Source organism: Microbulbifer maximicatervae (SeqCode) (genome assembly GCF_052467955.1).
Genome location: NZ_CP174329.1, coordinates 362,225 through 381,911, shown reverse-complemented (window position 1 = coordinate 381,911; position 19,687 = coordinate 362,225). Strand labels below are relative to the sequence as shown.

14 protein-coding genes are annotated in these 19,687 nt (G+C 41.1%); 3 read left to right on the top strand and 11 right to left on the bottom strand.

Features of this window, described 5'->3' with window-relative positions; all coding sequences use genetic code 11:
• Positions 1 to 50: 50 nt before the first annotated feature.
• The 5 genes from ACJJI5_RS01590 to ACJJI5_RS01570 are packed head-to-tail and all read right to left on the bottom strand — an operon-like array spanning position 51 to position 8,745.
• Complete coding sequence (locus ACJJI5_RS01590; RefSeq protein WP_444934524.1) at positions 51 to 1,289, bottom strand: glycosyltransferase family 2 protein; 1,239 nt, start codon at positions 1,287 to 1,289, stop codon at positions 51 to 53.
• On the bottom strand, positions 1,286 to 3,388 hold the full coding sequence (locus ACJJI5_RS01585; protein WP_445355357.1) for a glycosyltransferase: 2,103 nt from the start codon (positions 3,386 to 3,388) through the stop codon (positions 1,286 to 1,288). Before ACJJI5_RS01585 ends, ACJJI5_RS01590 begins: the two co-directional genes overlap by 4 nt.
• 13 nt (positions 3,389 to 3,401) lie before the next feature.
• Entirely contained in the window at positions 3,402 to 6,533 is a 3,132-nt protein-coding gene (locus ACJJI5_RS01580; protein WP_445355356.1) for a glycosyltransferase family 4 protein, read from the bottom strand.
• Positions 6,523 to 7,500, bottom strand: a complete 978-nt coding sequence (locus tag ACJJI5_RS01575) for an NAD-dependent epimerase/dehydratase family protein (RefSeq protein ID WP_445355355.1) — start codon at positions 7,498 to 7,500, stop codon at positions 6,523 to 6,525. Before ACJJI5_RS01575 ends, ACJJI5_RS01580 begins: the two co-directional genes overlap by 11 nt.
• Before the next feature lie 15 nt (positions 7,501 to 7,515).
• Entirely contained in the window at positions 7,516 to 8,745 is a 1,230-nt protein-coding gene (locus ACJJI5_RS01570) for an NAD-dependent epimerase/dehydratase family protein (RefSeq protein ID WP_444906811.1), read from the bottom strand.
• Between the two features lie 409 nt (positions 8,746 to 9,154).
• Here ACJJI5_RS01570 and ACJJI5_RS01565 point away from each other — a divergent pair, with 409 nt between their 5' ends.
• Positions 9,155 to 10,501, top strand: a complete 1,347-nt coding sequence (locus tag ACJJI5_RS01565) for a methyltransferase (protein ID WP_413663866.1) — start codon at positions 9,155 to 9,157, stop codon at positions 10,499 to 10,501.
• A 23-nt stretch (positions 10,502 to 10,524) separates the two neighbouring features.
• Positions 10,525 to 11,523 (top strand): hypothetical protein, encoded by a 999-nt coding sequence (locus tag ACJJI5_RS01560; RefSeq protein ID WP_413663867.1) that lies wholly within the window; start codon positions 10,525 to 10,527, stop codon positions 11,521 to 11,523.
• Positions 11,524 to 11,597: 74 nt separating this feature from the next.
• On the opposite strand, the gene ACJJI5_RS01555 is transcribed toward ACJJI5_RS01560, so the two are convergent.
• Both ACJJI5_RS01555 and ACJJI5_RS01550 read right to left on the bottom strand, forming a co-directional pair.
• Complete coding sequence (locus ACJJI5_RS01555) at positions 11,598 to 12,236, bottom strand: glutathione S-transferase family protein (RefSeq protein ID WP_444895618.1); 639 nt, start codon at positions 12,234 to 12,236, stop codon at positions 11,598 to 11,600.
• Between the two features lie 115 nt (positions 12,237 to 12,351).
• The gene (locus ACJJI5_RS01550; RefSeq protein WP_444895617.1) at positions 12,352 to 12,780 is read right to left on the bottom strand and encodes a VOC family protein; all 429 of its coding nucleotides are present in this window, start codon (positions 12,778 to 12,780) and stop codon (positions 12,352 to 12,354) included.
• A gap of 236 nt (positions 12,781 to 13,016) precedes the next feature.
• On the opposite strand from ACJJI5_RS01550, the gene guaD reads away from it, so the two are divergent.
• Positions 13,017 to 14,414: a guanine deaminase gene (gene guaD, locus ACJJI5_RS01545; RefSeq protein ID WP_445355354.1), complete on the top strand. Its 1,398-nt coding sequence runs from the start codon at positions 13,017 to 13,019 to the stop codon at positions 14,412 to 14,414.
• Position 14,415: 1 nt separating this feature from the next.
• On the opposite strand, the gene ACJJI5_RS01540 is transcribed toward guaD, so the two are convergent.
• From ACJJI5_RS01540 to atpD, 4 genes are all read right to left on the bottom strand, one after another.
• Positions 14,416 to 15,390 (bottom strand): hypothetical protein, encoded by a 975-nt coding sequence (locus ACJJI5_RS01540; RefSeq protein ID WP_445355353.1) that lies wholly within the window; start codon positions 15,388 to 15,390, stop codon positions 14,416 to 14,418.
• A 175-nt stretch (positions 15,391 to 15,565) separates the two neighbouring features.
• Positions 15,566 to 17,707, bottom strand: a complete 2,142-nt coding sequence (locus ACJJI5_RS01535; RefSeq protein WP_445355352.1) for an NHL repeat-containing protein — start codon at positions 17,705 to 17,707, stop codon at positions 15,566 to 15,568.
• Positions 17,708 to 17,816: 109 nt separating this feature from the next.
• Positions 17,817 to 18,236, bottom strand: a complete 420-nt coding sequence (locus tag ACJJI5_RS01530) for a F0F1 ATP synthase subunit epsilon (RefSeq protein WP_108735087.1) — start codon at positions 18,234 to 18,236, stop codon at positions 17,817 to 17,819.
• Positions 18,237 to 18,254: 18 nt separating this feature from the next.
• Positions 18,255 to 19,658, bottom strand: a complete 1,404-nt coding sequence (atpD, locus tag ACJJI5_RS01525; protein WP_282930574.1) for a F0F1 ATP synthase subunit beta — start codon at positions 19,656 to 19,658, stop codon at positions 18,255 to 18,257.
• Positions 19,659 to 19,687: the final 29 nt, after the last annotated feature.

Below are 19,687 nucleotides of genomic sequence, written 5' to 3'. Positions count from 1 at the left end.
GCAAACAAAAGGCCGGGGACAAACCTCCCCGGCCTTTTTTGTATAAAGCCCTACCTGGTCCGGCGACGTCCTCCAAGCTTATGCCAGAGAATGGCGCGATAGATTGCGACAGGCAGTCTAAAGATTCCCGTAACCAGCCACCAAAATGACTCATAGATGGCAATCGTCTGATCCACTAATGGATGATCCTGGTCGAGCCTTTCTGGATAGTGATCGTGTCGCAATATGCCCCGATGAAACAGAAATCTGCGTAAAGGCCGGCTCAGTCGCCAACTAAAAGACTTGGTTATACGGTTTAAGTTATCGGCGAGAAAGCTCTCCGAGGCTATCTTTTGCTGTGTGAGCAGTTCGAAATAGTGGCTTTTGGACTTATTTTCATTCTGCCAATCAGTATCAAAATCCATCTTTGTTAGCCAATCGCTTTCCCCGAATCCATCTATCTTGCGCAGATCCGATGTGTATTGCGGGATAGTTATCTGATTTTTAATGATGGCCTTGGAAATGCGATATACATCAGCATTCATCCGGTCAGGGTTCTGCAATTCCCGACTAAGCCTTTGCTGAAAGCCGGACCGGAATTTGAAATGGAGAAGATGAGCGCAATTTTTACTGAGAGGAACCGGCGTACATGAGTGGGTTGAACGTAAATATTGAAAACCCGTCCGCCAATAAACCAACGGAATTTTATAAGATTTAACAAAATAATCAGAAATGCCAGATATTTGCGCTCTGGCTTTGGAGCGAATTTCAAAAAAAGGAAAAGCTAATATGCTTTTTTTCTTAAAGTTTTTATAAGATACATAGTTAGGCGTTGATTCCATTAACTCAGAAAGATTTCTTATGTCATATGCATTCCCTTGAAGGTTGTCACTAAAGAAATCTATTAGTGGAGTATATAGAGCAAAAGCTAATTCACTCTGCATAAGTTGAGTCGTAACCTTCAGTGAAGCTTTACCTAAAATTTCAGGTAACCAGAGAAATTCATCAGCATCTACCACAAGAGTCCATTTTCCCTGACAGTAGTCCCGGGCAACTCTGTTAACCCAATCTACACCTGCGTTTGCCTGGGGGTAGCCACAATCAACTTCGTATAGCTGGACATCATTCTGCTTCAGTAGATAGCTTACCGAGTTATCGCTACTTCCCGTATCCACCAGGTGGAAACATGTCACACCTAAAGACCGGTAGTGGTCGAGAAAAGCCGGGAGAATATCCAATTCATCACGGAAGATACAAATAAGGGGGAAGCGTGTTTCACTAGCACTTTCAATGTACTTAACTACTTTCAAACTTTCACCCTAGCGAATTTACGCAGCTTTCGAATCGTTCGCTTTAAAAACCCTGGCTTATATTTTTCCCCTTTATTTTTTTTGGCATCTTTTTGCTGTTTTCTTAGTAGTAGAAGGCTTTTCTCTTCCGAGTCGAGCCCTTCAAGGTAAGGACTTATTTGCCTGAAATCCCCTTCTTCTTGAAGGTGATTTCTGGATTTCATAGAGTTGTCACCGGTGCGATAGTAATATAAAGGATCAGGATAATAGGATACATTTTCCTTTGCTAAAATTAGCTTGCTATAGAATTCAATATCATCCTTACCTGTTCTATATCTCTCTGTATAACCTCCGTGATCTCTAAACTTAGAAGCTTTTATCAGACACGTCGCATCACCGACTATATTTACTTTCGTTGCCCAAGCTCTAGCTGGCCCCATAAAACGAATTTGAGTTCCGAGCTTACCTTCTGGAGTATTAGGTGCCCCCTTGCCGCTGAATCGGATAGAGCTACAAGTCAGGCAATCAATATCTGCAAAAGTTGCCGCGCTTACCAACTTATCTACCATTTCCGGCATCATGACATTGTCATCGTCAAAAAAAAGTAGATAATCTCCACTTGCATTTTGTGCTGCAGTATTTCTAGCAGCCCCTACATATCGGTTTTCCTGGTATACAAACTGCCATCCATTCTTCTGATAGTGACTTTCTATAATTTCCAGCGCGTGTAGCGCTTCTTGTGAATGGCTACCATCATCAACCACAATAACTTCTATGTTCTTATAAGTCTGATCTTTAATGCTTTTTAACGCTTGATAGAGAAAGTCTGGACGCTCAAAATGAGTTACGCATATAGAAACCAAGGGATCATGTCTATTGGAAGATCGGGCGTTTTTAATAATTGAATGCTCTTGGCCATGCCATTTATTCCATACATCTAACGACTTCTTAAGCCTCTGGTGTTTTATACCCGGCGCAGGCAGTTTCTTTGCATGTAATTCTAACTTTCTCGCTAAAGCAATATGATTTGGCTTAAAGAGGATTTTTTTTCCATTTTCGTCATCAAGTAACTCTCGAGTACCACCAGTATCAGCAGCAATAAATGGTACTTTAGTTGCAAGGCATTCGTAGACAGAAATCGGGGAATTCTCTAACAAAGCTGGGATCACAGCCAAACGTCCTTCTCCACTCAAATACTCTACAGCCTGTATAGCATTACAATCACTTATAAATGAGACTTCTGTACTCCAATGCTTCTGGTTTTCCTCTATGAATTTTCGCGCATCAAATCGATAAGAGTGTCCTCCCAAAAAAGTAATCGATGGTAATCTAACCCCTCTTTTAGCAAGAGTGTTTAATGCATTCACAAAAAGAATAATCCCCTTACGAGGTTCAAGACGCCCGAAAAACACCCATTCTTTTGTCTCTAAGTTACTATTTTTTATGGCTTCATTATCAGGTAATAGATCGTCCAAAAATACATTTGGCCAATAGTAACTGCGCTCAGGCAGGCGGTATTTATTATTTTTCATCCAGCAGACTAAATGCTGACTCCCACAGATCAGAGTATCTGCCATCTCAGCACTTCTACGCTCCATAAATACCCACCCCAATTGCCGTTCCTCTTTAAGGAATTGTTGATTACCTTCGGCAGACCAGAGTGTTGGGGAAGAACCTTTAACAGCAAAATGTATATCTTGGAATGCAATACCAAGACTCTTGGCAAGTAATGCTATATAACCCATTCCACGCCATTCTGAAACATGGACAATATCAAAGCGATCATTTCTCTTGAGCCACTCATAGGCTGCATAGGGCATTGCCATAGTGCGAGCCATTGTCGTTTTAGCTAGTGCCTGCGGTGCAACACCATGAAATTCAACATTAAGTTTTGCAAAAAAATTTTTTGTGATTTTCATTTTCACAGGATTTTTTGCTAGACCATTAACGAAACAGATGGTGACTTTGTGACCAGATCTCTGTAGAAAAACAGCCAAATGAAAGTAAGCCGTTCCAATGCCACCATTTTTTATTGGACCAAACATATCCTCCGTTAGGATGCATATACGTTTAGGTTTCTGAACAGCTTCAAGGCGTAAATCCTCGTGAAGCTCTTTCATTATTCAAGCCACCTTAGATCGCAACTAGCATTTGTTTAAGATAACGCAATCGACCATTTCGTAAGACAAGTCCATTTTCCTTAACACGTACGGTAATCTCTGAGTTTTCCTGCTTTATTTCAGGTGTTAATGAGAACCGGAATCCATACCAAGCTAGTTTCGGGTTTCGAGTACCGAAACGTTCCACATAACGATTCGCCGTGGCTTCAGCTACAATGTTTCCGTTTACCTCTAAGACAATCACTAAATTTTTAGCTATATTGCTTCTATCCCATGCCCATCCCTCAAGAACCCGTGGATCGAGTGCAAAAAGCTCTCGTGGTGGAATTGACCCCTTAATAGGTGAGCCAGTATATCCCTTAAATATACGTTGCAAGGTAGTACCTGATTTTTGAATCACAGCCTGAAAACTAAACTTGGGTTTAAATTCAGTTTCATTGATTTTTCCCTGCTCATGGATAATTTTTGCAATATCATGTTCAGGCTCATCCTTACCTTCTACTGTATAATCCTTGTCTACAAACTCTCCTACCTCTGCGTGATCTTGCCCATATAAAGTGGTATCTTCGGTATCTATCCCTTGATTGTTTTCAGGTGTGTTATTTTCTGTTTTAGAGAAGAAACTCCAGGTATATTTTTGGTTAAATATCTCCTCAACAGCTACCTCATTAAGTATTGGACTTCCAGAGATAGCTGCAAATACATTTTTAGATAGTTTTATAACCCGTATAAAACGGGTGTAAGTCATTTCTTGATCTTCTAACAGAAACTTAATATTAAATTTTTCACCTTCTTCCCATTTATCTGGAATTGGGAATCTATGTAAAGTAAGTTCATTATCTTGTAGCTCCAAAGAAATTGATTGGGGCTCGCCATTAACAATTAATTGCCTATTTCCCGGACCTTTGGCTACACAGAGCAAATGGGAATTTCTCTCGTCCAAACCAACAACTACCCTCGGATTACGATTTTTCATTTTACGAGGCCGGTCGGCATGTAAAAGCCACACAGGTTCCTCATCCAAACGATTCTTATCCCGATAAAGTGCTGGTCTTAATTTAGCTCCAATAGGCTGAGCTGAAGGAAGAAGGGCTAGTTTACGATAGGCAATATTATCATTTTCAATCAACGACATTGAGCGAAGGTAGACAGAGTTAGCGTTATTTCGAGATTCTTCCAATTCCTCTAAATAGTAATCACTACGAAGATGGCACTCAGGAATAACCATCAATTCAAACCCAAATTCTTTGTTCGCCCTTAAAATATATTCTTGTACCAAACCGTAGCGAATATCATAAGGGAGTATTGACCCCACCTTGCTTGATACCAGTTTTGGGATACAAATAATATTTGTGCCTATTGCATTTCCAAAGCTGATCTCAGAGACGATATCTCCACCTATCGGCATTACCACCTTGTTTTCAGGTAGAGATAAAAAGCTAGTGATTATGAATTCATGATTTATTTGAAGAGTTTTGCGTAACTCACCACAAAATTTTCCACCTAACCGAGAGGATGTACCATCACAGAGAATGCAAGCATCTAGAGTACTTTCAGAAAGACTTTTTGCCAGTGCAATCCCTGCTGGAAATCCAATGAAATCCACCAAACTACAATTGAGACCGGCTTCCAATAGAAAGTTAGAAGCTCTCTCAGCAATATTTTCAAGATAGGGATCAATTAATAAAAACTTGATAGAGTCGGGTCTATCAACTAAAAGTGCCTCAGAAAACTCCATAACACTCTCAGTATCCCGCAATAGAACAACCACTTCTAGGGTCGGTAGCTCCATCTCATTAGAAGCTGTTAAGGTGGGCAAGCCTGTAATCTTGGTGATCGCTTCAGCGCCACTATACTGCTTAAAAAGATCTGCTAAGTAGGCATGAAAACCATACCAAACTTGAAGGTTATAATTGTTATCAAAACTGGAATGCGCAATCCTATGCCCATTCTTCAGTACCTCTTCTAGCCTTTTCGCAAGCTCAAATGCGTAGGGTGCGATAAGACAACTTTCATGGTCTTCTTTTGCGATAAGTTCTGGAGTTCCCCCTACTCGCGTTGCAATAAAAGGAATATTATTCTCTAGTGTTTCATATACTGCCATGGTGGAGTTTTCAATCAGGGAGGGCATTACCGCTATCATATCCCTGGAACATAAAAAAGAGAGAGCTTCCGGCTGGTTATAATCTGTGATGCAATTGACTTCAAAACTCCAAGTAGATGCTTTTCGCTCAATATAGTCCGCAACCTTCTCATTGTTTTGATTAGGTAAGGCTTCACCATATTTACCTAGGAAATTAACTCTGGTAGGACAAGTCCCCGTCCGCTCAAGTAAATCCAGAGCGGTACAAAAGAGCTCCAATCCCTTCCGCATTTCCAAACGACCAAAGAAGGTCAATTCGTTAGTGCGAACTACATCACCAGGCTGTCGATTAATGCGTTTATCATCAACGGGAACTTCAGAAAAATCGAGAATATTTGGCTGAACATAAGTTGATGTTGGCAGCTTATAGCCGACATAGCGCATAAAGCAAAGTAGATGTGCGCTACCACCAATTACCATATCGGCAAATTCAACACATTTCTGCTCAGCAAAACTCGCTGGTAACAGCTCCCTTTTTACCAATGGCTGCATTTGATAATGGCGATTCCAGAGGTGCGGGGACGATGTCTTTACAATAAATAAAGTATCTTTAAACGCCAAACCCAACTTCTTAACCATTAACGCATAAATTAATCCACCTCGCCATTCGGAAGTGTGGATAACATCAAAACGTCTCTGTTCAATTAACCAGCGGTATGCCGCACTATATCGTCGCTGCCAACTCTGTGAGGGGCCGATTATTGTTTCATCCGTGTGCACCAAGTAGTGCAGTGAAACACCAAAATTGGAATATTCCTCAACCCAATACTCAGGTGTTTCATTCTCAACTGTTTCGCCTTTTAAGTAGAGCACATGTACTTCGTGCCCATGTGCTGCCAGTCCTTTCGCTAGGTGATAGTAGGTTGAAGCAATCCCTCCATTTCTCACCGGACCTAGGATTTCTTCTGTGGCTATACAAACTCTGAGCTTCTGGTCCGACTCAAAACCTGCATAAGTATTTAAATCAGGGAATGATTCTACTGAAAATTTGTCAATCTGCATTCTGTAGGGCCCTCTGCGAGAGGCTAGGCTTCAGAACATCCTCCTTATTGACAAAGTAATCCCATGTAATTTGAATACCGTCTCTTAATGATACCTCCGGCCTAAAGCCCAAGTACTGTTTTGCTTTAGTAATATCCGTATAGTTATGGCGCACTTCACCTGCCCTGAAAGGGTGGTTAGCTATTTCAAGATCTTCATGGCAGCCCGAGACATCCCTTAGTAAACTAATTACTTCGTTAATTGACGTCGGCTGGCCGCTACCCAGCTGAAATACCCCATTTTCTCTCTTTTCCAGAGCCCTAATTATTCCCTGGCAGAGATCGCCTACAAAAATAAAGTCTCTAGTCTGATAGCCATCTCCGTAGACATCACAGACCTGTCCTTCCAGAATATTTTTAATAAAGGCTGCTATCACACTTCCTTTGTGAAAGGAAAGCGGACCATAAACATTAGAGAATCGTAAAGAAGTTATTGATAATCCATAACTTTGAGAATATGCAGAACAGTAGGCCTCTGCTGCAGCCTTAGACGCACCATAAGCCGATGCGGGATTCACTGGCATTAATTCGTGTACTGGTGGATCAGCTTCTCCAATGATCGCCCCACCTGTAGAAGCATTAATGAGATGTTTAACCTCATACCTTCGCATCGCTTCCAGAAGATTGACTGTCCCTTGTACATTTACTTCAAAGTTATAGACTGGATTATTTATTGAATTAATTACACGTGTATCTGCAGCTAAGTGTATAACAGCATCAGCATGCTTTACTGCCTCATCTACATCCCGCTGATTTCTAACATCTCCTCTGATAAATTGATGAGGTATTCCGGCTAATGCTGCAGTAGTGCCAGTGACCTCATTATCTAAAACTAAAATTTCGTCATATAAACTCAAAGCATTGAGATATTTGACTAAATTTGAACCTATAAATCCACATCCACCAGTAATAAGGATTCGCGTAGACATAGCTAAAGCTACCCACTAAGAAATGGTTTCTGTAACTTCACTAGTTTTTTCCCGATAGGAAATATCGGCTAGTTTATTACCTTGTGTCCAATAGGAAACGCAAGGTATTTTTGTATGATCAGCCCGATCTTGATATTGCATTGTTATATCTGTAATTTCTTGCAGAAGGCTATCTTTAATAAGAATAGGCTGCCATCCAAATGAACGAAGTAAATCATTTTTTACATTGAGATCATTTCTCTCTGCCTCCTTCCTAGGGTTTGGCAGATAACTTATTTCACAGTCTGTCAGTGATTGAACTAATTGTGCAAGATCGGAAAGTGTTTGCGTTTCCGCCATCTGATTGAGAATCAGTGGCCGTTCACCGAGTTCCGGTGGATGTAAAAGTGCCCGCTCAATACATTTGCAAGTATCAGAGATATGGATAAATGCACGAGTTTGACCACCTGTGCCATGAACAGTCAGTGGGAAACCGACAGTCGCTTGCATTAGAAATCTATTTAGGACTGTGCCGTAGTCCCCGTCATAATCAAAACGATTTATCAGACGCTCATCCAGACTAGAGAGTTCAGTCTGCGTTCCCCAAACAATCCCCTGGTGAAGATCGGTAATACGAAGCCTGTCATTTTTCGCATAATACTGGAACATCTGCGAATCCATCGTCTTGGTCATATGGTAAATGGAGCCGGGATTAGGCGGGTAAACGATGGAGTCTGAAATTTGACGATTATCAACTGTCTCTATTTTTACATCCAAGTAACCTTCAGGTATTGGTATGGGCTCCTCATGGCCGTAACCATACACTCCCATTGTACCGAGGTGAACCAAGTGAATATCAAGCTGCGTCTCTACAATCGCATTGAGAATATTATGAGTACCACAAATATTATTAGCGATCGTATAATTTTTAGTAGCGCTGCTTTTCATCGAATAGGGCGCAGCGCGCTGCTCACCAAAATGAACTATACTATCTGGCTTTTCCTCCTCTAGGAGATTTACAAGATCGTTAAATTTCTGGGAAACATCCAACTCGACAAAGCGAATAGCCTTTCCCGTTAATTCAAACCAGGTATCAATACGCTCTTTCAGTTCTCGAATCGGTGTCAATGATTCTACATTGAGCTCACTATCAATTTTTCTTCTAGAAAAATTGTCAATAATAATAATTTCATGACCTAAATTACTCAGATGTAATGAGGTTGGCCATCCACAAAAGCCATCGCCACCGACTATTATCAGTTTCAAAGAGCCACCTCCACAAGTTTTGCCAACCAGGCCGTTGGCAGATCAATTTATTCAGGATTGAGGTGTTATCGTCTGCTGCTTAATTGGATAACGTGAATCTTACAAAATCCAATTTATAACACAGGCTTTCCAGCTTTACCGATTATACGAGTTAGCATCCGCGCCAACTTTTATAGATTGCACCTTGAATAGTTTTCTCAGAGAAAATAAATTTATTATTTGACAGCTCCAACTTTCACATTTATGAATATTTTCATAGCTTAAGAAAATCAGTGCTAGCTGCGAGCATGTACTCAATAATAAGCAATCTTATTATATTTGATTTAAATCGAGCGCAACTGCACCTATTTGCAGCATGCAAGTCAATATCCACGCCAAAAAACCTGGTTACCATTACTTGGAAAATTAAATGTCTACTTTAGAAATCAATCAGCTGGATAACTTTGAACAAGGGAAGCAAGCTGCATTAGCTGGAGAAATAGACCTGGCGAGAGAGTTATTGCGTCCAATTGCCGATCTCAACCCTTTTCATCCGGCTACTTATTTTCTGTGCTATGCCGAATCAAAAAATGGTTCGATTCTAAATTGTGATAAGTATGCGCTGACCTTCATCTCAAGACATCCACACCATGTAGGCATGAGAATAATCTCCGCTATGCTAAATATAGCTAAAGGAGACATAGATCAAGCTGAAAAAGATATAAAAATAGCAATCAAGTGCAACCCAGAACATAAACGAGCTCTGAAAGTCTTTGACCAAGTCAAACTGATACGAATCGAAAATAACGCCAGGGAAGCGATTGAAATTTTAGACACTTCCCGTTCTCACCCTGCATTTTCAAAACTTTCCCGCTCAAAGGCAGCAAAACAACTGAAGAAAATAGAACCTTTAGAAGATTGGGACAATCATGAATTACAGGCTAAAATCGCATTTTTCCACAACTGCACTAATATACGCCACGCACTGAAGAATTTTGATTCGGATCTCATCACTAGTGCCGTTGAACTCGGCTACTGCTCATGGCCAAGAAAATTACATAAATATGTACAAGGGTGCAATGTTTTAGATGTCGGTTGTGGTTTTGGCGGCTATGCCATGGGCTACCTCTGTGCTGGAGCAAACAGTTATACCGGTGTAGACCCAGCAATGTCTTTAGACTCCAGGAGGGTTCGCAATAAAAGGATAAGAAAGTGGGTTAACGCTCCAATGTCCGGCCAGGACATCATGGATTTGATCCCGGATATTGATCTACGCCAGTGCTCTACCCGCGATCTCGTCGGTATAAAGACCTTTGATACGGTTTGCCTTCACAATGTCACTGAGCACCTATTGGAAATTGAGGGTGTATTCGAGGATATTGCGGGGCTGTTAACCAAAGGAGGGAAAATTATATTTCTGCATCACAACTTTTATGGCTGGAGTGGGCACCATATGCCTCCTCATAATCCATCAGTTTTGGATGAAGGGAATCCAGATCATCTTAAGTTTTGTGATTGGAACCATATTAATATTGTCCGCCATTTGCCACATGACCACTATTTACACACACATCTAAATCGCATTCGAATCGATGAATTACGCGCATTAACACGTAAGTATTTTAATATCGAAACCTGGGAACTACAGCCTTCCCATAGTAATGTTTTAGAGCGTTTAACTCCGGAAATAGAGACCAGGGTAAGAGAAGAAATTCCTGATATTACACTGGATGAAATGAAGACAAATGTTGTTTTTTGTGTAGCTTACGCTAAGTAATCAATTATTTCCGGAGCAAAATAATGTACGAAATTGATGATGCGGAAATTGCAAGGGGTTGTTATGTACACCCAGAAATTTCATTCTCTAAAACTGAAGTCCCCCAGAGCGTATTTGAGACACCAGGGATGGTTTCGATTGCGGAACGTAAATTACTCTATTCATTGGCGTCAAAAAACTTTCAGCAAAAAGGGTATATTGTTGATGCCGGAAGCTTTATGGGAGCATCTGTGGTTTCTCTCGCACATGGGTTGATGAGTAACTCAGATTTTTCAAACAACAGAAACTCAAATATATTGGATAGTAAACCTATTAGTAGTTATGAATTGGGTTTTCTACCTAAACCTGCAAATGGTTCGGATCGTGTTTGGGAGTGTGACTCACTAACCTATAAGTTTGGTGAATCTTTTGTTCCAATACTAGAAAATAGTATTTCTCCATTTCAATCATTGATTGAACTAAATATCGGTGATTTTAATGAGTTTTCCTGGCCTGATAATCCAATTGAAATTTGTTTTATTGATGTATGTAAAACTCAGGACCTAAATAAACATGTTTCAGCAGAGTTTATGCCAAAGCTTATTGAGGGCGAATCATTTTTCATTAATCAAGATTTTTTCTTTGATCGTTTACCATGGATTAAAGTAACCATGGGATATCTTGAAGATTATTTCGACTGGTATGGGCAAGTATTCTCAAGTTCAATCTATAAGTGTAAAAAACCAATTCCTAAGGAAGTAGCTGAATACGACCCATTCACCGAAGCTAGCCTAGAGGAATGCTTGAAGCTCCACGATAATCATCCTAAAGAACATCTAACAGATGCTCATAAATTGAGAATGTGCTTGTCTCGCTCATATCTTATTGCAATGAAGGGGGATAAAGATGAAGCACTAGATTATCTCAAAGTAGTTGAAAGTGATTATGAGCATATGATGGATGAAAATACTTCTATAGACAGAAATGATCGTTTTCGATTCAACAGAGCTGTTCGGCAAATAAAAAGCGGAATTTTTAGTTGAAAACTAGTATTTGGGATAAATTAGAAAGGTCAGAAGTATAATTTCTGACCTTTTAGTTCAAACTATACTTAAATTTAAGCGGGACTTATATTCATGTCTTTTTCCAAAGCTGCATCAAGTTCATGAGCTCGTTGAAATGCTTTACGCTGAGATAAACGAGTTACATACTCCTGATACTCTTCACGCTTATCTATAGTTCCAAACTGTAACCCCCACCCCAGCTGTGCACCAATATATACATCTGCTGCTGTAAAACGTTCTCCAACAATATACGGGTTTGATTTAATTGCACTAGAAAGCGTATCTAGTGCCAATTTATAATTACCGTAACCCAACATTTGCTGTTTATCTTTAGCCACATCTTCATCAAAGATATATTTATTCACAATGGCGGACTCCAGAGGTCCAGCCGAATAAAACATCCATCGGTAATAATTGGCACGCTCTTCGTTATTTATCGGAGACAAACCTGAATCGGAAAATACATCTGCCAAGTAGACACATATTGCTGCTGCTTCAGTTATTATTTTGTTGTCGTGCACTAGTGTTGGAACTTTCCCCATGGGATTCAAAGCAAGATACTCTTGCGATTTCATGTCTTCGCCATATTCAAGTACTTTGGTTTGATAGGGTACTGATATCTCCTCTAACATCCATCGAACAATACAGCCTCTCGACTGAGGATTCGTATAAAAGATGATTTCATTTGCCATGTCAATATCTCGAAATTATGTGGAGACATAAATTTTAGCTAGGCAAGTATCATTTCTTCGAGAGATTTACATGTCAAGTTGTTAAGTAAAAGTACTATCTATTTACTTGGATAATTCACTCGGCTAATTCAACAGTTATATTCTCAGGCCCCAAGAGAAAAGCTAATTTTTTATCTTGATACTCCAATATTCCGCTTCTTGTACTAATTCCTTGCTTCGATAAATACTCTAAAGCTTCATTCAAATTATCTACCTTTAAACACAGATGGTTATAACCGGGCCTTGCCAAGTCAATTAGTGATGGATTAGTTTTAACCACTGGATTTCGGTAGTGAAGTAGCTGTATCTCAAATTTCGGAGATGACTGCTTTAGTACCATCGTAAAGTGATCTGCTTCTACATTATCCACCTGGAGATACCGTGACGCTTTCTCGCCAGTTAGATAATTTTTGAGTAGAAGCTCAAAACCCAGCAATTCAAAAAAACTGACACTTTCCTCTAATTTCGTAACAACTACTGTTACGTGATCTGGGTGTTTAAACATGGATTGAGAGCCTTCAATCTGGATTTAAGTACAAGTTTAGATGTAATTACTTAAGTTTTTTCCAAATACAAAATATACAAATCAAATTTTTGTATTTTCAAGCAGGTTATTACTCAATATATAAGTTAATTTGTTGTTTTGTATTCCAGTTCTTCTAGAGAGTACCGAAATAAATTTGTCACATTATCTTTCAAATGCTAAATATATAGGTTTGCTTATTGTTTTAACGGAGTGAAATGGTGGTCGAAACTTTATCCCTAAGCAGCAGTATAAAGTCCAACATAGTTAAATTATTTTTATTACTCTCAGCTTCTAGCAACTTTGTTTATGCAGAGACAACTATATTTCAAGGTGACATACTTCATTTTACAGCCGACCCGGCGAAGACTAGTAAAGCTTATGAATATATTGAAAATGGTGGATTAATTGTCAAAGATGGAATAATTGCCGAGATAATTTCTGAAGAAGAAATTTCGAAAAAACAAAGAGGCGCAGAGATTGTAGATTATCGCGGCAAGTTAATACTTCCCGGCTTTATCGATTCTCATATTCACTATCCACAGACGGGAATGATTGCGGCTCATGGCGAGCAATTATTAGAGTGGCTTAAAGAATACACCTTTCCAACTGAAAGTAAATTTTCCGACAAAGAACACGCGAAGGAAGTTGCAGAGTTCTTTATTAGTCAGTTGCTAAAGAATGGCACAACATCAGCACTTGTATTTGGTACCGTTCACCCAGAGTCTGTAGATGCTCTCTTTGAAGTTGCTCAACGGGAGAACATGCGACTAATTGCAGGCAAGGTACTGATGGATCGCAATGCTCCTGAATACCTGCAAGATACGCCCGAAAGTGCCTATTCCGATAGCAAGAAGCTAATCGAACGTTGGCATAATAAGGATCGATTGAGCTATGCCATTACTCCAAGATTTGCCCCGACAAGTACTCCTGAACAGCTTAAGCAGGCAGCTAAGTTACTAGATGAATATCCCGATGTGTATATGCATACCCATGTTTCCGAAAATAAGGATGAAATTAATTGGGTAAAATCATTGTTCCCAGAAGCAAACAGTTATCTTGATGTTTATAACATATATGGATTAAATCGGGACCACTCAGTGTTTGCTCATGGTATTTATCTGGATGACCAAGAGATGGAAAGTATGGCTTCAGTAGGTAGCGCTATAGCTTTTTGCCCAACATCTAATCTGTTTCTAGGGAGCGGATTATTTCCGCTTAATAGAGCTGAAGAAATCAATGTTAGTGTGGGCCTGGGAACCGATGTAGGAGCCGGCACCAGTTTCTCGATGTTAGAGACTATGGATGAGGCCTATAAGATAATTCAGCTACAAAAATCCATCGGCAATAACACCGGAGTGAAAACCCTCTCTCCATTAAAAGCATTTTATCTTGCTACGTTGGGATCTGCCAAGGCATTAGATATTGATGACAAAGTCGGGAGTTTTGAGAAGGGTAAGGAAGCTGATTTTATCGTAATTGATTTAAAATCAACCGATTTAATGAAATTTAGAATGAAGTCAGCTAGAACCCTCGAAGAGAAATTATTTGCACTTCAGGTACTCGGTGATGACAGGGCTATACATAGCACATATATAATGGGAAATAGAAAATAGTTCATCTAGAGCTTGATATCGCATTACCTATTTTTCGGTATTCTTCTTGTATTCGATTTAGGTTATCAACCCCAAGGTAGTACTCTTCACCATCGCCAAACATACTCTCCCAAACAAAAGGGTATATGGCAATTACCTTGGGGTTTCCTATCGCAAAGTCATAAGCTTGCCTAGCCTGGCTAATTAATTGTGGCTCTGTAATGCTACCGAAGGCTCTATTCGATGTTTTAAAAGCTCTCGGGATAAGATAATAATTTGCATCTAAATGTGATGTTCTTGTCATTAGTTTTTCGACTATCTTATTTTGAAAACTTACTCCTACGTAGTAATTTACAGCAAATAGATTATATTTTTTTGGTACCATTTCCTCAAAACGTGATCTTCTGACCGTTTCATTCATAAATGTAATTGCTCTTTTTGCTTTTGGAAAACTATCTTTAACTAGTTGAGCGATCTCTTCAAGATAGAGCTTAAGCGTTATGTTACTTAATTTTGAGCGATAAAATGGTTCATCTAGCGGGTCAAAGGCCATTATAATATCGCTAAATGGCTCTAACTGCCTCTTTGCTCTTTCCCAGCGTTCAAGATAATCCTCTCTTTTCCTATAGGTAGGATAACCATCAAAAAATATAGGTGCTAGTTGTATCCAAAGCTTTAATCCATGACTTCTGGCTTCTTTCATTATATCTATGTCATAGTAATATACGTCTACAAAAGTGGTGAATGACGCAACTTGAGCAATTTCATCTATTGTCCAACCGGAATGAAAAAATCCAAAATCCGTTAGATGCTCTGGCACAATATTACCTGGATTTATAGCTGTCGATGACACAATGTTTCCATGCAAAAAAATGCGTTCTGTTTGCTTCAAGTTAGCGCCCAAAGTAGGGGGGCTACCCTCAGCATGTGTATTTTTAGAAAGAGCATATAAAACAACAAAAGTGAAAATCAATACGCCAAATGCCAAGTGCTTCATCGTTGAAAACATCTTTAATATGAATCCATAAAGTTTCATTAGTTAGTGTAGCAACAAGGTACTCTATATAGCTTTCTATTTTATATGTGAATTAACTATCAAGTGAGACAGTTATTGTATTTATCGTCCTTTATATGCAGGTATTAGCTCATATAGCTTATACCTGCTAAATAAATTATTGTGACATCATTAGATACTGTTTTGTTTCAACATCAAAAACAGCAACGCCTCGATTTGGCATAGAGATATACAGAACATTTTTAGCTTGATCTACTGCTGGAGTAAGCAGCATATCCTCCCACTCTTGTTGTATGGCACTTAAAAGCAGGGTTCTATTTCCAGTTTCTCTATCTATAGCCAAAAGTTCCATGTTAACTGGTTCATCATCGCTGTCTGTGTGATTGTAATCTTCTACATATATTAGATTACCTTCACTGCTATACGCCAAATCCCCTAATTCATGCACACTTTCTCCAGCGCCAATTTCATTACTTGATATGATTTTTGTTATTTCATTTTCCAGATTAAACTCGACAACTTTCCCATGAATATCTGAAATGTATATTTCTGTAGATTCTGCATTTATTGAGATATGGTTTGGATACCAGAACCCCATATCGGGGAAAGAATTGATTTCAGTTCGATCGCCAGACTGTAAGTCTATCGATATCAGTGAGCTACTAGAAATAGCGAGTATTCTATCTCGAGTAATATCTATAGATAGCCCTGTAAGGCCATTAAAATTCTCTCCAATACCGACACCAGGACCAGAAATAACCAATCTTTCCCCTGTTTCTGGATCTACTTTAATTATACTTTGAGAATTTATTTCTTGTACGTAGATATTTCCGTTTCGACTATCTACTGCCAAATCTTGAAAGTGACCCTCGACTAGCCCTTCTCCATTATTTGGACCAGATATAATCTCCCGATCACCAGTTTGTGGATCTATCGCTATTACTTGGTGAATATCATCATATTCATATTTAGAGTATCGGGATTCTGCATAGTTATGATTGAGTAGAATAAGTCTTTGATTGTACTCATCATATGTTAGGTCAGAATTTGTCGAGAGTAGGGGACCTTTTCCTCTTATTCTTTTTGATACTAGTGTTCGGCTTCCATTTTCCTTATTAACCAAAAGAGTATGCCCTGTTGAGCATGCGCTAATTAGAATTGATTCACCCGTATCAATAATACCATTTTTCGCTTCATCAAAATTCAGGTTTTCATTACCGATGTCTAATTCTGACGACACTAGCTTTCGATCACCACTAATTAGGTCGATCTCAATCAATCTGCTGTGGGTATCACTGGCATAAGCTAAGTTGACTTCCAAATCAATCGTTAAGCCTGTCAAGTTTTGTAGAGACTCTCCCGAGCCTACACTCACTCCTGATAATTCGGTTGCCTGCCAAGTAGCAGGATTTAACTCCAGTAATCCATCCTCACTTACAACAAAAAATCGTCCGTCGACAATTTCGAAACCTTGATTGAAATAGCCTACTGAACTTCCGTCTTCATAATTAAAAGAGGATATTTTTTCACGGTCCCCGGTGATAGGGTCTACTTTTATTAAATAGCTCGGAAAATAATTTTGCACATAGATATCACCAGAACTGATATCAATAGAAATTTGTGGTCTTCTCCCAAATGACAGTGAATCATCCCCTGACTCGGAAATGATATTTAAGCTATTAAATTCACGATCGATAGAAATTAACTGATCATTTTGGATGATTAAGAAATTACCCGTAGTGTGGTCAAATTCAGCTCCGACCACATCGGAGAACTCTGAGGAAATATAATCTTCCTGCATGCTTTCCAGATTTAATACCCTAGTAGGGTTAAAGGCGTACGCTAGATTTCTATCGCTATCAAATGCCAACGGACCGCAAAATCTGTAGCTATTAAATCCGTCATAGCTATTAACACTCACTGAGGCAGCAGCTGGGGAGGTATTCCCATTAATATCTGTTACCTCAATGTTAATGCTAGTCGTAGTGCCTTCCTCAAGCGTTATTTCTGCCTGCCAGGTTGCAAAATCATCATCCGATGTTGCGTCAATTCCATTTACAGATACCCTGGCAACACCAACATTATCATTTGCGCTACCACGCACAACCAACTGCTCTTTATCACTCCATAGCCCGTCGCTAGCGGGAAAGATAATACTTGCGCTTGGGTATTCACTACCGGTTTCCTCTTTCGGTATCGAAGAGTCATTGCCGCCTGAAGAAGAACCCCCTCCGCATCCAACCATTAAGTACATCAGGAAGGTTATTAATAAGTAGTTTCTAATAGAGGTTTTCAACATTAATGCTCTTTATCGTAGAGGAGTCACTCGAAAAAATAGATAAAAAAAAAGCAGCCGAAGCTGCTTTTTTGTCGCCTGAAAACAGGCCTTACGAGTAGGTAAGAACTGTTTACTTACCGGCCGCCTTGCGAATTGCCTGCAGGGTACGCAGACGCGCTTCGGCTTCGGCCAGCTGGGCTGAGATGCGCGCGTAGTCGACTTCGGACGGCGCCTTGTGCAGGGCGTGTTCCGCTTCTTCGCGGGCCTTCTGCGCGGCGTCTTCATCGATCTCACGTTCGGCTACATCGGCGAGGATAGTCACCATATTAGGTTGTACCTCGGCGTAGCCACCGCTGACGAACAGTACTTCCTCTTCACCACCGGGCTTGATGATGCGCACCGGACCGGCTTTCAGAGCGGTGAGCAACTGAGCGTGACCGTAGGAGAGACCCAGCTCACCTTCGATACCACTCACAATCACCATCTCTACCAGCCCGGAGAAGAGAGACTGCTCGGCGCTGACAATGTCACAATGTACTGTCATGGCCATAGTATATGCCTCTCTCGATTAGCCCTTGGCTTTGTTGGCTTTTTCCACAGCTTCGTCGATGGTTCCCACCATGTAGAAGGCCTGTTCCGGCATGTGGTCATATTCACCATTCAGGATGCCCTGGAAGCCACGAATGGTTTCTTTCAGGGAAACGTATTTACCTGGTGCACCGGTGAAGATTTCCGCAACGTGGAACGGCTGGGACAGGAAACGCTCGATCTTACGGGCGCGGGCTACGGTCTGCTTGTCTTCTTCAGACAGCTCGTCCATACCCAGGATCGCGATGATGTCCTTCAGCTCTTTGTAGCGCTGCAGTACAGACTGTACGCCGCGAGCCACTTCGTAGTGCTCTTGACCAATTACTTGTGGGTCCAGCTGACGAGAGGTGGAGTCCAGCGGGTCAACAGCCGGGTAGATACCTTTAGCGGCGATATCACGGCTCAGTACTACAGTGGAGTCCAAGTGCGCGAAGGTGGTCGCCGGAGACGGGTCAGTCAAGTCATCCGCCGGTACGTATACCGCCTGGATAGAGGTGATAGAGCCAGTCTTGGTGGAGGTAATACGCTCCTGCAGAACGCCCATCTCTTCCGCCAGGGTCGGCTGGTAGCCTACCGCAGAAGGCATACGGCCCAGCAGTGCGGATACTTCGGTACCGGCCAGGGTGTAGCGGTAGATGTTGTCGACGAACAACAGTACGTCTTTACCTTCATCACGGAATTTCTCCGCCATGGTCAGGCCGGTCAGGGCTACGCGCAGACGGTTGCCGGGCGGCTCATTCATCTGGCCGTAAACCATCGCCACTTTGGAGTTGGCTTTGTTTTCCAGGTCAACAACGCCGGATTCAGCCATCTCGTAGTAGAAGTCGTTACCTTCACGGGTACGCTCACCAACACCTGCGAACACGGACAGACCGGAGTGCTCGGTAGCGATGTTGTTGATCAGTTCCATCATGTTTACGGTTTTACCTACACCGGCACCACCGAACAGACCAACCTTACCACCCTTGGCGAACGGGCAAACCAGGTCGATTACCTTGATGCCGGTTTCCAGCAGTTCGGTAGAGCTGGACTGCTCTTCGTAGGTCGGTGCAGCGCGGTGGATAGAGGAGCGCTCTTTCTCACCGATAGGGCCACACTCGTCAATCGGGTTGCCGAGCACGTCCATGATGCGACCGAGGGTTTCCAGGCCAACCGGTACAGAAACCGGAGCGCCGGTATTGCGCACGGACAGACCGCGGCTGACACCTTCGGATGAACCCATGGCAATAGCGCGTACCACGCCGTCACCCAACTGCTGCTGCACTTCCATGGTGAGGTTCTTGTCCTCAACCACCAGTGCGTCGTATACATTCGGAACAGAATCGCGTGGGAATTCCACGTCGATGACCGCTCCGATCACTTGCACAATTTGCCCGTTACTCATTTCCGGATCCTCAGCTTTAAATTCTTTCT